The organism is Streptomyces sp. NPDC059169, from assembly GCF_042755225.1.
Lineage (GTDB): Bacteria > Actinomycetota > Actinomycetes > Streptomycetales > Streptomycetaceae > Streptomyces.
In genome coordinates this window covers 163,649-177,710 of the sequence record NZ_JBHZCF010000013.1, presented here as the reverse complement: position 1 = coordinate 177,710, position 14,062 = coordinate 163,649, and the positions used below count along the sequence as shown (strand labels likewise).

Sequence of the window (14,062 nt, the reverse complement as noted above, 5' to 3'; positions counted from 1 at the left end):
CCGGTCACAGCAAGGGGGTGGCAAAGGCCAGTTGGCAGGACGGCCCGTCGGTCCGCCAGGCCGGGACGAGGGCCTCGGCCACGTCGGCCGGCGAGTCGGCGCCGGGGCGGAAGGAACCGTCGGCGGCAAGTGCGGCCCATGCCTGTTCGGCGTACGATCCGCCGCCCTGTCCCGGACGGCCGGGTCCCCGCGCTCCGGCGTACGGGTCCGCGCGGGACATCACCAGGACGCCGGACCGGCGCAGTCTTTCCAGTTCCACCCGCCAGTCGGCGCCGAGCGGGCATGTCGGGACGAGCCCGTGGCGCTGGGCGGCCACGGCGGGGGGACGCCGCCCGACGACCAGGACGACCCTGCGCACCGGAGCGGATCCGACGTCCGCGCCTCCCGATGGCACGACCGTTCTGAGGGCGTCCTCCAGCGAGGACACCGTGTCCTGTTCACGCTGCGCGGGGCGCCAGGACTCCAGGTTGGCCAGCGCCCGTTCGGCGGGTCCCGCCGGAACGTGCAGGAGCAGGGTGGGTCGCGGGGCGTAGGCGTTCTCCCGGATCACGTGGTCGTAGTGGCCGACGATGCCGATCCGCAACTGGTGGGCGGCGCCCCGGTGTCTGGTGAGGGAGGTGATGAGTGCGCGCGCGAACGCGAGGCGCTCACCGGTCTCGGCCTCGTCGGCCCCGGAGAGTTCGACCGTCAGGAAGACCTCCAGCCCCACGGGGCGCTGGATCCGCCGCGGCAGCGACCTGACGAGGGTGGCCGCGTCTGCCGGCGGCAGCTCGCGGGGCGTGCGGTGGGGAGCGCCGATCGTCACTTCGCCGGGTCCCCGCAGGCCGAAGGTCACCGAGGTGGGGCCCAACGCCGTGAGGGACGTCGGCTCCCAGCACAACGGCTGGGCGCCCGCGCCGTCCGGCGCGGGGTTGCCGCAGAACACCGGCAGCGCGGCGGACGGATTGTCGGCGACCCCTCCGTACACGGTCACGGTGACGGTCGCGGTCTCCCCCCTGGCCAGGCGGAGGCCGGCGGGAAACAGCACGCGGCTGTCGGTGTGGACGGCTCCGGCACGGTCGACGCGCGCCAGCAGGAGGGTGTGGTCGAAGCGGAGGGGGATGGTGCGGAGGATCTCCTGCACGGCGGCCGCGGTGTCGGCGTCCGCCGGGAGGGTCGCGCCGGGGCCCACTTCCGCCCGCACGGGGACCGTGGCCCGCAGAGTGGCGGCGGCCCGGTCCAGCAGCACCCATCCGGTGTGCCGGGTCAGCAGGACGACCGCCCCGGCGCCGGTCGGGAGGCACGAGGCGAGCCAGTGCCGCACCGCCGAGTCGAATTCCGTGCGGCTGACCGGGGGCAACGTACCGACCCCGCCGGCCAGCTGAAATCTTCGAACTTCTGCGCGGTGATCGAATATCGATGCGAGCGACGACCATTCGGTGCCACCTACACCGAATTGCCGGGGTATTCCGCATTCATCGACACGAACCGCGACCGCACTCGCACGTTCGGGCGTGAATTCGATGAAACACAACTCCGACAGCCGCCCCTCCGCCAGGCCTTCCAGAACCTGCCGCCATTGCGAGGAATCAGATTCGACAAAACCGTCGGGTAACTTTTCCGATTCGACGGAGGCTTCCTCCCCCGGGCGCACCGGCCCGCCCCTCAGGGCCGTCGGTGGCAGCTCCCCACCCCCTGGTACGCCCGTGACCAGTGCGGCAGCTTGCAGATCCCAGGCGCGTCCGGTCGCCTCGGCCGCCTCACGCGCCTCACGAACATCGCCCTCGGTCAGTTCACCGAGAACGGGGTCGCCCCACATCTGCCAGTCACACACGCCACATAAATCAGCGCCCTGCTCAGGCGTTGCGCAGATTGGGCACACCTGATCGATATGGGAATCCCCCATCCCACGACTCCTGCCCCCGAGTATGGGCAGCACAAAGCCAGCCCACATGACTTGCCATGAACCCTCGCCGCGGCACGGCCGATGAACGATAATCGCCCGACTCCGAGGTCAACATGGTTGCACAACGGACGAAGAACGCGAGGCTTTCGGGAACAAAAAGCGCCCGCTTATCTTCAGTTTCCGTCCGCATTGCCTCCGGACCCGTTCAGCGAACCCACCGGTGCACCGACGCCCGCGCCGCGGTTGCACCGGACGGGCAGCCGGACATCAGCCCAGAAAGGACAGCCGCAACCGGCGGTCCGGGTTGTCGCGCACGATGGCGACCACGGCGGGCGCCAGTGAGCGACCCGACCCCGGGCGACGTCGCGCTCGAACTCAAGCGGCTGCGCGGCGTCGTCGAGGCAGGGTTCGCCCGCACCTACGGCTCGCTCGCCCTGCTCGTGCAGCGCAGCGACCAGACCGACAACCGCCTCGCCGACCACGAGCAGCAGCACGACGCCCGCGCAAAGACCCGGTAGCCCTCCCGGCCGTCATAGGCCTCGCTCTCACCCTGTGGCAGAGCGCTTGCAAGCGTCTGTGCCCTCGCGCGTGGAAACGGCCTATGCCGCCAGTCCCTCGGCGAGGGTGGCTCGGCAGTCACGTTCGTCGTCGATCGGACCCTTGACCCGCACACGCTCTATGGCCGTCTGGAGTTGCGGAAGTCGGTGATCCAGGTGGCGATCTTGACGCGGGCCTCGGTGCGAGTGCGGAAGACATGCCGGTGGACGTACGCGACCGTCAGCACGCTGTTGCACACCCCGCACGCGGGATTCGTCGAAACATGACCCGGCCCGGCCCGGCCCATGGACTGGGTCACGCCGAGTGTGCAGCCCGCCCGCCGAAAGCGCCGAGACGCATGCTCGGTGCCCCTGCCACTGCCCCTGTACCTGTACTTGATCACGCCGTCACGATCCGTACCGCGAGCGCCGAACTCCGCGTTGTAGATGCGCTTCCTGGATCCCACGTCCCTCAATAACCCCCCGGTCGCGATCTCCACACCACGAAGGGAGGTTCACTTCATGGTTCGCGCGGCCACGTAGGCTTCCTGATTGTCGGCACCCTGCCCGTGCTTAACCTGACGCCTCGGCGGTCTTCATTCCATGCCGCGTCGCCCCCGTTGACAGCCAGGGGCTCGTCGGCTCCCGTGCCCCCGCCGCGAGGTGACGGGCTCATCGCTTCCGGAGCGGTGCCTATCGTGCCTTGACTTCCCGGTAGGCGGTGAGTGCGCTTCGCTCCACCTTGGCGAGGAGTCCCTGCCGCAGGGGTTCGTCCATGTTGCGCTGTTCCGCCCACAGGCGGGTCATGTCGACGCCCTGGGTGCGGATGCTCTCGAAACGCTGCGCCTCCGGGGCGCCGAGGAGACCGTTCAACCAGGTCTCCGCAAGACCCTCCATCGAAGCACGACCGTCTTCGAGGCCGTCAACGACGGACGCGCGCCATTTCTGTGCCTGGCTCTCGTCCAGGTCGTGGGTGACAGCGTCGGCGATGCCGTCGAGAATACCGAGAGCGCGTGCGCCCTCGCTGGGGGGCACGCTGAGTCCGTACCCCTTGGCATCGGAGGGGACGGCAGTAAGACGCTGCCCAATGGTCCGGGTCTCTGCCAGGCGCAGCAGGGCGTAGGCGTGGGGGGTGTCGGCGATCGCGTGCAGAACGTTCCGGAGGGTGTCGGTGAGGACGGTGAGGTGGTATGTGCCGTCGGACTCCCAAGGGGGTGTCTGGGGGGCGGCCTTGGTCACGAAGTCCTGGATAGTGATGCCTCCGAGCATCGCGTGCAGGTCGGGCTCGTAGTCGGACAGGGCGACAGCCAGCGGATGGTGCAGCGCCGGGTCGATGGTGACGCCCCCGGTCCCCTGATCCCCCAGTGTGGTGAGGACGTCTTTGAGGGCCTGGGCCTGCGCGAGGGAGTGGTTGCCCCGATCGTCGCCGGCCGAGGCCTTCACGATGGCCTCGCCCAGGGCCTCGCAGCTCATGCCGGGCCGGACGGCTTCGCCGACCGACTTCCGCACGCGGTCGTTCTCTGACAGCTCGCCACACGGTGGAGTCGTGTCCCGGCCGAGCAGCAGCCACACTCCGACGCCGACGAGCAGCGCCAGGCACACTCCGAGCGCGATCACTGCTGTGGTCGATCCGGGTCGGCGGGCTGTTTCCTGCGGCATTGTCGACTTCCTCCTTGCGTGCCGGTGTCAGTTGGTGGTGTCGGTCAGATACTTCTGTGTGGCGTTGGTACCCCGGTCATGGCCGTCGAGGATCGAGTTCTTGAGCCCCGCCCTTTCGTCGGCGTCGATGTCCTGCCGGCCGTCGGCCCACGAGTCGACCATGAGGTTCATCTGGTTGTTGGCGTTGAGGTAGTGGTCGGCGATGCCCGCATTGGCCGTAGCATCGGCTTCGGCCTTCATGTTGTTGCCCAGGACCCATGCCCAGGTGTCAACGCCGCGCTGGATCGAGTCGCCGAAGGCGATGGACACACCTCCGGCGGTGGTGAAGTACAGAGGGGTCACGGCACCGCCCACGATGTGGTACGCCATCTTCGACTTCCAGTCGGCCACGCTGTAGGCGGACATGCGATCGTCGTTGATCACGTCCTCCCGGACGGCGCTATAGGCGCCGAGGGTGGCTCCTGCGTTGCTGAGGGGGTTGCTCTGTGTGAAGCCGTCGGCGCCCTTCGGAATTTTCTCCATTTCCAGGCTGATGTAGCGGGACTCGGCCTTGTGTAGTGTCGCGTACGCCTCCGGGTCGTCGGAAAGACCCCGGATGAACTGCGCCAGGTCCTTCTGGCTCGCCGCCATGTGGACCTTGTCGCCGTCACGGAAGAAGCCGTCGCCCGTCGCGGAGGTGACGTACTGGCTGCTGCCCATTCCGCCCAGGATCTGGTGCGTGTCCTCGGTGTACGAGGCGAGGGCGCGGGCGAGGGGGTCACGCATGTTCTCGTGCACACTCTGATCGGGGCCAAGCCCGCTGATAACACCGTGCATGATGCGCGCCTGTCCCTCGGTGTGAGGGGTCACGGGCCAGGGGTCCTGGTTCGGACCGAGGGGTGTGTGGCCCGTGGTCGACGATTCCAGGATCAGCCCCAGGCCGGTACGGACGTCCCGCTCCTCGCTCTCGTAATCCGCGTGGGTCTCGATGTTGCCGTGCCACTCAGGCGTGTCGACGAGCTTCCAGTCGCGTTCCTTCAGCAGGTACTGGAGGTTGTCGTTCTTGCTGTCCGAGCCCGGGTCAAGGTACGAGGTAGCGGCAGCGGGGTCCTCGGCCATAATGCCGAGCAATCCGTCGAGCGGGTCGTTGGCGAACCACCATCCCTCCTTGCCTCCGAAGTCGCCCTGCAAGTCCCAGATGCCGGGGTCGCCGCCGCGCTTCTTGTCCTCCGCGGTACGGATATCGTCGGCCAGGTCGTGCAGGAAGGAAGCAGAGTAGCTGTCGCCCTGCTGCATGAGCGTGACAAGGCTCTGATACCCGCGCACTTGCTGCCCGTGGCCGCGGCTGATCACGTGCGGACGCTCGCCGGCCTCCTTGAGATCGAACTTCTCGGTGCCGGCGTGCTTCAACTCCTCCCGGAAGTCCTTGTAGAACTGCGACTTCGGGTCCTGCATGGCGTTCGCCAGCGAGTTCGCCAGGCCCTTCTCCAGACCGAGGTAGGTCTGCCGCTGCTTCTTGTCGTCGTAATAGGCGAGGTCGTTCAGCCGGTTCGTGAACTTCAGCGTGTTCTCCGCACCCATCCCGTTGAGGAAGGTCTGGGTGAACTCGGGACGGGAGGAGTTGTCACGGAACGACCGTTGCAGCTCGGCCAGGTCTGCGGCGGAAACCTTCTCGCCACCGTTGATCCGGGTGGCGATGTCCTTCGCGTTCTCTGCCTCGTACAGTTCGACGTCGTTCTTCGCGCCGGCGTTGAAGCCGTCGAAGGTGCCATCCAGGGGATTGCTGTCGACCACGACCGCCTCCAGGGCGAGCCGGACGCCGTCATCCGCGTCAGCCACCGCCTTGACAGCCGCAGTGATCGCCGCGTTCCATTCGCTCACCGACGAGCGCACTGTCTCCTGGTAACTGGGATCGTGGACGTAGGCGCTGCGTTCGCCGTCGCTGAGTCGGGCGGTGTCGAAGGAGACGTGCCCCTGTTCGGAGACCGCCATCCCGGCCTTGACAGCATCGTCACGGACGCTCCGCACCTTACCGCGAAGGTCGACGAATTGGGCGTGCGCGTCGCGCAGCAGCGCGGCAATCGCCTTCGCTTCCTTCTGCGCGGCCTTGTACTCGTTCAGCGTCACCGTGAACCTGCCGTTCGCAGCTTCCGCGCTCAGGCCCTGCCAGGTCTGGCCCAGGGATATCCCATGGACGTCGCGCTCGTACTGCTCCTCCAGCTTCTTGAACTCACCCACCATGTCGTCCCACTTAGCAGCAGCAGTGGTTAGCTTGGACAGGTCGGTGGTCATCACTTCGTGGTACGTCGGCATGCTTCCCCCACGCGGTTCACGGACAGTTCGGATCTCGTCGGACTCAGAACTTGTCGAGTGTGGACGATTGGCGCGTCTGCAGACCGACACCGACATCGGTGTTCCGCAGTAGGATCGAGGTGCCGCGAAGGGCACTCTTCTCCGAGCCCAGCCGGCCCATCAGGCCCTTGACCTGCCGTTCCCACGCCTCGTGCGCCGTCTTGAGCGCCGGCGAGGTATCCCAGCCCTCCCCGTCCTTTCCGCTGAGCTCCCTGACCGCGGCATTCGTGCTCAACTCGGCCGTGTCGCCGGCCTTTTTCGTGTCGGGTTCGAGGTGCTTCTCGATGGCATCGGCGGCCGCCTTCTTCTGCGCCGGCGTCGACGCCAGATCCGCGATACCCCCGCCACCGCCGGCCAGTGCGAGCTGATTCAGCCGCATCTGCTGCACACCCGTTTCACTTTCGCCCGGTCCCCGTTCGGCCCAAGCCATGAACTCCCGCCTCCATCGGTGAAGTGTTACGCGTCGTTCAGAGATCACTTTAGCCAGCGCAAACAGCCGTGGCCCGTCCGGGAGGCTCGAAGGCACCGTGCCAGAGGCGGATGACACCTTCTTCGGAAGCCTCTCCGAACACCTGCAGCCAGTGAACCGCAAGGCAGCGAAGGAGGATAAGGGCAAGAGGTCCGCAGCCAAGAACGCTGGTAGGGCGGTTGTGTCCAGGGAGGGGTGAAGGGGTTCGACCACATCCGGGGGTTTGCTCCGGCATCGGGATGAGGCTCGCATGGGCGAGCGGCCACTGGCTGATCTTCGAAGTGTCGAAGCCTCGAAGGAGAACAGCACGATGACCACACCCGGCAGTCTGCCCCTGCACGCCATCACCGATGCCACTCCCAGCAACCCTTCTCACCATCGTCGCCCTGCTGGCCACCCCGAAGCCGCCCGCCCCGCCATGCCCGTCACGCACCCCGGACACCATCCCGCTGGGGGAGAGCCAGCCTCTAGAGCCATGGCCAGGTCGACAGCCTGATGTCGCGAACCCGCTGCGAGGGCATCACCGGCCCGGCCGCCGCGACACTGATCGAGCACGCAGACGTCGATCACCTCCCACCGCATCGTTCAACGAACCGACAGCGAAGGCTGAACGGACGGGGCCCGACGAACCGTTGCCATGCCTCTTCCCGGCCCCTCGGTGACAAGCAACGCGCCGCTCTCGTGACGCACCACCGGACCGCGGGACTCTGCTGCGTGTTTCGCCGGGGCGTGCGGGTGGCGGTGTCGGGAGCCGGCAGCTGGGAGGGGACGGTGGGGTTTCAGGCCTCCCGGTGCTCCCTCAGAACAGCTCCAGGTCTGCGCCGTTGGTGTCCGGGATGACGGGCCGGAAGTGGGCGGGCAGACCGTCGAGGCGGTCGGGACCGGCCGCGGCGGCCACGGCAGGGGCCGTCTCGGTCAGCCAGATGCGAAACCGCTCGGCGGCTTCGCGGTAGGGGACTTGCTCCAGGACACGGTGCTCACCGGAGGGACAGAAGTCGACGGCGACAGTGAGCAGGCAGGAACGGGGCGCATTCTGACTGCCCGTCCAGGACACGCGCAGGACACCGCAGGGCTTGCGGCCGCGGGGGGCGCGGTGGGTCGGGCGCAGCGACCGGCAGGCTATGTGGGCGGTCCACGCGGCGAGGTGCGGCAGGGGCAGGGTGGTGCGTGCGCGGCAGCCGGGGCAGCGGTGCCAGTGGCGGAGCCAGTCGTGGGTGTCGGTGTGGAAGAGGCGTGTGTAGCGGTTCGCCACGCGGATGTCGTTGCTGTACAGGTGGTCGGGGCGTTCCTGTGTGTTGCAGGACTGACAGACGGGGCCGCGGACGTAGCCGTGTTCGTGGCAGTGGTCGAGAACGGTGGCGGGCGCAGTGCGGCAGACGGCGCACGCCCACCCGGTCACCCTGCGGGAGGTACCGGGCTTCCTGCTGAGCACCGAGTACAGCTGGCCTTCCAGCTCCTTGTTGTACGGGCGCAGCGAGGCGGTGCGGCCCTCGGGGCTGGTCTTCTGCCGACCGTCGGTGTCTCGGGCCTGCCGGGGGCGGGAGGGTGGATCGGTGGCCGCTGTGCTTGCCCGGCGGGTCCGCGCGGCTTTCGTCCACTGCGATTCGGCGTGCTCGGCCGCGTCCAGCAGCCTGACCACAGCGCGCGGCAGCCACCACGTGCACTGCGTCCCGTCGCGGGTCTGCTCCACGAGCATCTGTCGCCAGTCGATCCCCGCCAGATGGTACGGACGGCTGACTTCACCTCGCTTTGCCCGCTCGGGGCCGCCCAGCTCCTGCAGTTCCCCCGTGATGCGCTGGCGCCAACGCAGCGGAGCGTCCTCGTTGCACTCCAGTCTCGGCGCCCCGCGAAACGGACCGATGCGGACCAGGTCCTGCCGGTCCATGCCAACCGCGTTCAGTTTCGCGGCCGCCCGGCGCACCTCAACTTCCGGAACACTCCACTGACCGTTGCCCGCCTTCACCGTCGCCACCATGTGTCCGCCGAGCAGGACGTACCCCACCTGGGCGCGGGCAGGAGAACAGGTGAATGCCCCAGAAGCGGTCGGCACGGCACTGTCTGCCGTCAGATCAACCCACAGAGCGTCCGCGGCAACGAGGGTGATCAGGCCGCCCGTGCGACCCGGCGTGACACGCTCTGACATGTCGACAGGCTAGCGTCTGCAACGCGGTGGCGGGTCCCCAGCGCCTCGGTCAGCCGGGAGGCCGCCACAACTCCACACTCCCCCTAACGAAGTACTACTAGATCAAACGTCCTCTCGGGGGTCCTCGAAGCAGTGCTGCACGATGAGCCAGGACAGGCCCAGATCCCGGCCGGCCTGCACCACCGATCGTCCGCCGTCACACACTGCGGCCCCGGCCGCCCGCCGAAGCGCCCCGGTCGTACGCATCCGCGCGGGTACCTGGCCTATGGACTCGGTGAACGAGCTGCGGTCGCAGTCGAGTTCGGTGCAGTGCCAGCGTGCCTTGCGCCAGCGGATACTCACCGGGCGCCCGCCGCAAGACAGGCGTCTGGGGGCGGTGGTGCGATAGTCCTTGAGCCTGGTGGAGAGAACCCCACACGAGGGACAGGCCCTCGCGGACTCCTCGTTCGTCACGACGTACACCGTCGATCCGCCGCCTTGTCGTCCTTGACCTGCGTCACACTCACCCCCTCCAGCCCAAGCAGTGGCGTCGCAGCCTCGTTGGTCCCGGTATCGTCGATGCTCAAGCCCGTGGGTTCTTCATGATCAGTTGCCTAGGGCCTGTCTGATGGGTCGGTGACGAACCGAGACGAGAACTCGTTGACCACTTGTCAACAGGCCCTGTATACGCACGAGTTGCCCTCGCTTCTGTCGTCGGGTTGAAGCGCGCACCACCCTGGCAGGGGTTCGCCGCATGCAGCAGGGGACGTTCAGCCGCGGGCCCCGGTCCCCGAGGCCGGGCTCGGGGTAGAGACGCGAAGGGCCCCACACGGAACCGGCAGGCCGGGGGTTCACGTGCGGGGCCGCGCTCACGGGGTGGGGGCCGTCAGGCTCCGGTCAGGGTGTACGTACCCGTGCCGTCCTGCCTGCCGCTGGAGTACTGGCGGATGAGCTCGCCGTCCGCGTACCGGTCGTAGCCCATCATGGAGCCGGTGTACTTGTTCTGCAGACCGATTTTCGTGCTGCCGGGTACGTCGCGGTAGATGTAGAACCGCTGGAGGTCGTCCTCCCCGCAGGTGACCGTCGTCACACCTCAGACGCGGCTTGTCGGCGATAGCCACACTGGTCTTCACCGCATCCCTGTGCGCCGCGGGCACCGCCCCCGCTACCGCCGCGGCGCCTGCCAGCGCGGCGCTGCCCGGTCACGGAACGTGCGTGGCCACCGCACCCGGTACCCCGCTCCAGCGCCAGGGCACGGCCTGGACGTGCGTGAGGACCACCGACACCGCCCCCGCAGGCGCCGCCGCCCCCGCACCAGCGGCCCGCGCCCAGGCCGCCGATCCCAAGCCGAATCCCGGGCTGGGGATGTGTACCGGGGCCGATCCCCGCCAGTCCAGCCGCAAGGCCTACTGCGTACGCCACTGGGTCATCTATGAGGCCCTCGGCAAGGACGGGAGCGTAGCCGACCACGCCACGGTGTTCGTCGCGGCGGCGGCGTCCATGGACTCCCTGCCCCAGGCGGCATGGCGCGAGGACGTCATCACCGAGGTCGTCGAGATGACGGAGAAAATGCCCCCCGTCACGATGGCCCTGAGCTCGACCTGTAGCGGCCAGTGCTCGCCCGGGTCGTCGGCCTGGGACGGCGCGGCCGTCCGCTTCCGCCGCCTCCACGAGGGCAAGGACGGCACCCTGAGCTACAGCTCGTCCGTGGGCAAGGGCTTCAACACGACGATCCTGCCGACCTACCGCGTGGAGGGGGCCATCCTCAACGGGTCGGGGCCGCCCACGCACATCCGCCCGGAGTGGAACGGCATCGAGGTTCGCTGTGACGATGACTCGGGCAGCTGGCCCGGCTGCATCGTCCCGGGCCACCTGGCCAACGTGACGTTCAGCAAGGCCCGGTACCGGGGGGCGGCCATCGCCTATGAGTGGGCGCAGAAGAACCTGACCGGCAAGTACGGCGACCACGACCACCCGCTGAACCGGTTCACCGACCCTCTCGACCCGAAGAACGACAAACGGCGTGACAAGACCTGTGGCATTGGCGGGCCGAACAAGTTCGTGGGGGGCGCCACCGGTGTCCCCAACGACTCCTGTGACGAGTACCCCTTCGCGGGGTCCGGGCAGGGTGGCCAGGACGGGAACCAGTGCGTAGACATCACCCCGCGTGCGGTCGGCGGCGTGTGGGACATCGCGAACGTCACCGTCGACCGGGCCGCCCAGCCCACCCCGCCCTACAACGCGCCCTGCATCCGGGCCCATGTCGACAACAAGGACAACGGTGACGCGGGTCTGGAGTACGGACGGGCGATACAGTCCGACCGCATCATCGACAACGAAGCCTTCGAGGTAATCATCGCCCCGTGACCGGGGCGGTGCCGCAGGGCCGCCCCCAGCGTGGGGGGCGGCCCAACCCCCTGGCCGGAGGTTGGGCGGTTGGGTTCCGTCTGACGGGTCAGGCACGAAGCCACAGGCGTATGGCCGCAACGGTTACAGTGCCTAGAAGACATAGGCCCGCTTGTCGTACCTCGTGGCAACCGCCCGGTTGATCTTCAACTGTCCGATCAGCTGCTCCACTTCGTTCCTGCGAACGTAGCGGGCCTTCTCGAAGCTGGTGGGCCGGCCGCCTCGGCTTCCGCGGTGCAAGCGATTGGCCTGCTGATTCCTCGGCTCAGGGATGGTGTGCTTGATCTGTCGGCGCCGCAGGTAGCGGCGGTTGCGCCGAGAGCTGTATGCACGATCGCCGCTCAGGTGGTCCGGGCGGGTGCGCGGGTGCCCGCCCATCGGCCGCGGGACGCGGATGCGCTCCAGGACCGGAATCATCTGAGGCGCGTCGCCCCATTGTCCGGGTGTGATCAGTAGGGCCAGGGGCCGCAGGCCGCCCTCACCCACTAAGTGGATCTTTGTGGTGAGGCCACCGCGGGAGCGGCCAAGACCTTCATCGTCCCGGTGGTGGGCTGGCCGGGCTCGTCTGCCCGGCGCCGTCGGGGCCCGGTGACGGGCACCCGCAGCGTGTTGGTGGGCCCTGCAGATCGTCGAGTCCACGCTCGCCATTGACCAGTCGATTCGCCCCTGCGTATCGGCATCGGCTTGCACGGCTCGCAGGAGCATTTCCCATGTGCCCCGACCAGCGGCGATGCCGGTCGTATATCGTCTGCCACTTACCAAACCGGGATGGCAGATCACGCCACGGGATACCGGTCCGCAACCGGAACAGAATCCCGTTGATCACCCTGCGGTGACACTTCCAACGTTTTTTGGCAAGTACGGCCTCACCCTGGCCCACTCCGCGTCACTGAGATCTCCCCGTCCCACATGCCTGGGAACGAGTTCTCCTCTCGGTTCGTCACCGAGCCATCAGACAGGCTCTAGACAACAACCGTGATCACGAAGACCCACGGGCTCCTTGCGTCCAGGCCACCCGCACCCCAGGTCCGTCACGCTCGGTGACCGAACATCAGGCCGTCACCGCCACCCCCCCCCACTACTGCAAATTCGAAGACCCGCTATCCGGCTACAGTAGGTGAGCCCGTTGAGTGGCATAGCGAATCCGTGCAGAGAGGGCAGCGGGGGAATGAGTGCGGTGGAGAGCTGGTCTCGTGTAATGAATCTCCTCCGGGAGCATGCTCCGGCCGATCACGCGGACCTGCCCGGCCCGGCCCCTGAGCAGATACTCGCGGCCGCCGAGGAGCACATGGGTGTCTCATTGCCTCAGGAACTGCGGGCGTGGCTGCTGCAGAACAACCTGGATCTTCCCGAGGACGATGTGGACGATGACGTCGCCTGCTGCGGTTACACCGGGTTCCCGGACGAGGGGAGCTTCTTTCTGGGCATCCGGGCGATGGAGAAGCTCTACGCGAACCACCCCTTGTCCGGTGGGGGCGAATGGCGCGAGGAGTGGATCCCGTTCCAGTCGGATCAGGACGGCTGGATGGGGCAGTTCATCGATGCGACGGACGGACGTATCGGCAGATGGTTCGTGGGTGCGCCCACGATCACCGGCGAGTACGCGTCATTGGCCCACTACTTCGACTCCGTGGCGGAGATGCTCACGAGGATCGGCGCGGGGGACTATCCGGTCTGTTCCGTTGTCGATGGTCGACTTGTCTGGTCGTGAGGCCGCGACGCCGTGAAACAGAAGTGCCCCCCGGAAGCGAAGAACGGCCGGGGGGGCACTTCTCATGGTCCGGTTACGGAGTGGGTGCGGTAAATCCGTCGAGGTCGACCCAGTAGTCGTCGTCCTCCATCAAGCGCTGTTCCTTCATGAACTCGCCGAACGGCCGCATCGACTGGGTGTTCTGCCAGTTCGACATCGAAGACCGGCCGCAGAGCTCCTTCCACGTCGGTCCCGGGGTCCGGGCGCAGGTGGAGCGTCATGGTGTCGTCGGCGTTGCCCCGGACATAGGTCTGCACGCATTCCGCGCCGCTGTAGGCGACGTGGATGGTGCCGAAGAGGTTTCCGGCGCTCTGGAAGGCGTTGGCGAAGGAGAACTCGTCGCAGCTGATCACGTCGGTACGCGGCTCCTGCGCGTCCAGGGTCCACATGTCACCGAACAGGCCGGTGCCCAGGTACTTCGTCCACTTTCTGCCGCAGATGACCTGACGGTTGCGGTACTGCTGCGTCTTGCCGGTGCCGTCGGCGGACAGCTGTTGTCCAGGAAGGTGAGCGGCTTTCCACCGTTGCGGTTGCCCCAGTCGACGTTGGTCTTGCGCCACATCATGTCGATGTGTGCCGCGGCCCCGGGGAACTTCTTGGAGTTCATGACATACGTCGGCTTGTAACCGGAGAACACACAGCCGGTACCCGCGCAGGAGACCTCGGTGTCGCAGCGGATGGTCAGCTTGGCGCTCTCGAATTCGGTCGGGTTCACGACCGAAGTGCTGTTGACCTTACCGCCGAGAGAGGCGTCCCTGACAACGCGCGAATCAGTGCGCATTGCTGTCGAGGCGAGAGGAAGCACAGGCGGGGGGGTTCGCGGGGGGGGGTTTTGGGTAGCGAGGGGGGCAGGGACCTAGGGGGCGCCGGAGGGCAACGGCAGGAGGAGCAGGGGGGAACGTTC

The 14,062-nt window shown here is 67.6% G+C and carries 12 protein-coding genes and 2 pseudogenes; 3 read left to right on the top strand and 11 right to left on the bottom strand.

The features are described from left to right. Nucleotides 1-4: 4 nt before the first annotated feature. Entirely contained in the window at nt 5-1,339 is a 1,335-nt protein-coding gene (locus ACFXOM_RS23980; RefSeq protein WP_385039168.1) for a hypothetical protein, read from the bottom strand. A gap of 884 nt (nt 1,340-2,223) precedes the next feature. Between ACFXOM_RS23980 and ACFXOM_RS23975 the strand changes: the two genes are divergently transcribed. Continuing rightward, nucleotides 2,224-2,403 (top strand): hypothetical protein, encoded by a 180-nt coding sequence (locus ACFXOM_RS23975; RefSeq protein WP_384945216.1) that lies wholly within the window; start codon nt 2,224-2,226, stop codon nt 2,401-2,403. A gap of 158 nt (nt 2,404-2,561) precedes the next feature. On the opposite strand, the gene ACFXOM_RS23970 is transcribed toward ACFXOM_RS23975, so the two are convergent. The 7 genes and pseudogenes from ACFXOM_RS23970 to ACFXOM_RS23940 all read right to left on the bottom strand — a co-directional run. After that, on the bottom strand, nt 2,562-2,741 hold the full coding sequence (locus ACFXOM_RS23970; RefSeq protein ID WP_385039165.1) for a hypothetical protein: 180 nt from the start codon (nt 2,739-2,741) through the stop codon (nt 2,562-2,564). 373 nt (nt 2,742-3,114) lie between these two features. Beyond that, nucleotides 3,115-4,080, bottom strand: a complete 966-nt coding sequence (locus tag ACFXOM_RS23965; protein ID WP_384945210.1) for a hypothetical protein — start codon at nt 4,078-4,080, stop codon at nt 3,115-3,117. Nucleotides 4,081-4,107: 27 nt separating this feature from the next. Further along, nucleotides 4,108-6,351 (bottom strand): DUF6571 family protein, encoded by a 2,244-nt coding sequence (locus ACFXOM_RS23960; RefSeq protein ID WP_385039162.1) that lies wholly within the window; start codon nt 6,349-6,351, stop codon nt 4,108-4,110. A 64-nt stretch (nt 6,352-6,415) separates the two neighbouring features. Further along, on the bottom strand, nt 6,416-6,841 hold the full coding sequence (locus tag ACFXOM_RS23955) for a hypothetical protein (RefSeq protein WP_384945206.1): 426 nt from the start codon (nt 6,839-6,841) through the stop codon (nt 6,416-6,418). Nucleotides 6,842-7,679: 838 nt separating this feature from the next. Next, nucleotides 7,680-9,023, bottom strand: a complete 1,344-nt coding sequence (locus tag ACFXOM_RS23950) for an endonuclease domain-containing protein (RefSeq protein ID WP_384934802.1) — start codon at nt 9,021-9,023, stop codon at nt 7,680-7,682. 102 nt (nt 9,024-9,125) lie between these two features. Continuing rightward, nucleotides 9,126-9,476, bottom strand: coding sequence for a transposase family protein (locus ACFXOM_RS23945; protein WP_384934799.1), 351 nt, complete (start codon nt 9,474-9,476; stop codon nt 9,126-9,128). Nucleotides 9,477-9,888: 412 nt separating this feature from the next. Further along, nucleotides 9,889-10,086: pseudogene (locus ACFXOM_RS23940) on the bottom strand (hypothetical protein); the annotation flags it as partial. A gap of 131 nt (nt 10,087-10,217) precedes the next feature. On the opposite strand from ACFXOM_RS23940, the gene ACFXOM_RS23935 reads away from it, so the two are divergent. Beyond that, nucleotides 10,218-11,369, top strand: coding sequence for a hypothetical protein (locus tag ACFXOM_RS23935; protein WP_385039159.1), 1,152 nt, complete (start codon nt 10,218-10,220; stop codon nt 11,367-11,369). Between the two features lie 88 nt (nt 11,370-11,457). Here ACFXOM_RS23935 and ACFXOM_RS23930 read toward each other — a convergent pair. Then, nucleotides 11,458-12,317: pseudogene (locus tag ACFXOM_RS23930) on the bottom strand (IS5 family transposase). A 289-nt stretch (nt 12,318-12,606) separates the two neighbouring features. Here ACFXOM_RS23930 and ACFXOM_RS23925 point away from each other — a divergent pair. Continuing rightward, entirely contained in the window at nt 12,607-13,119 is a 513-nt protein-coding gene (locus tag ACFXOM_RS23925) for an SMI1/KNR4 family protein (RefSeq protein ID WP_385039157.1), read from the top strand. A 73-nt stretch (nt 13,120-13,192) separates the two neighbouring features. On the opposite strand, the gene ACFXOM_RS23920 is transcribed toward ACFXOM_RS23925, so the two are convergent. Together ACFXOM_RS23920 and ACFXOM_RS23915 are read right to left on the bottom strand one after the other, a co-directional pair. Continuing rightward, the gene (locus ACFXOM_RS23920) at nt 13,193-13,315 is read right to left on the bottom strand and encodes a hypothetical protein (protein ID WP_384945194.1); all 123 of its coding nucleotides are present in this window, start codon (nt 13,313-13,315) and stop codon (nt 13,193-13,195) included. 192 nt (nt 13,316-13,507) lie between these two features. Beyond that, nucleotides 13,508-13,873, bottom strand: coding sequence for a hypothetical protein (locus tag ACFXOM_RS23915; RefSeq protein ID WP_385039154.1), 366 nt, complete (start codon nt 13,871-13,873; stop codon nt 13,508-13,510). Nucleotides 13,874-14,062: the final 189 nt, after the last annotated feature.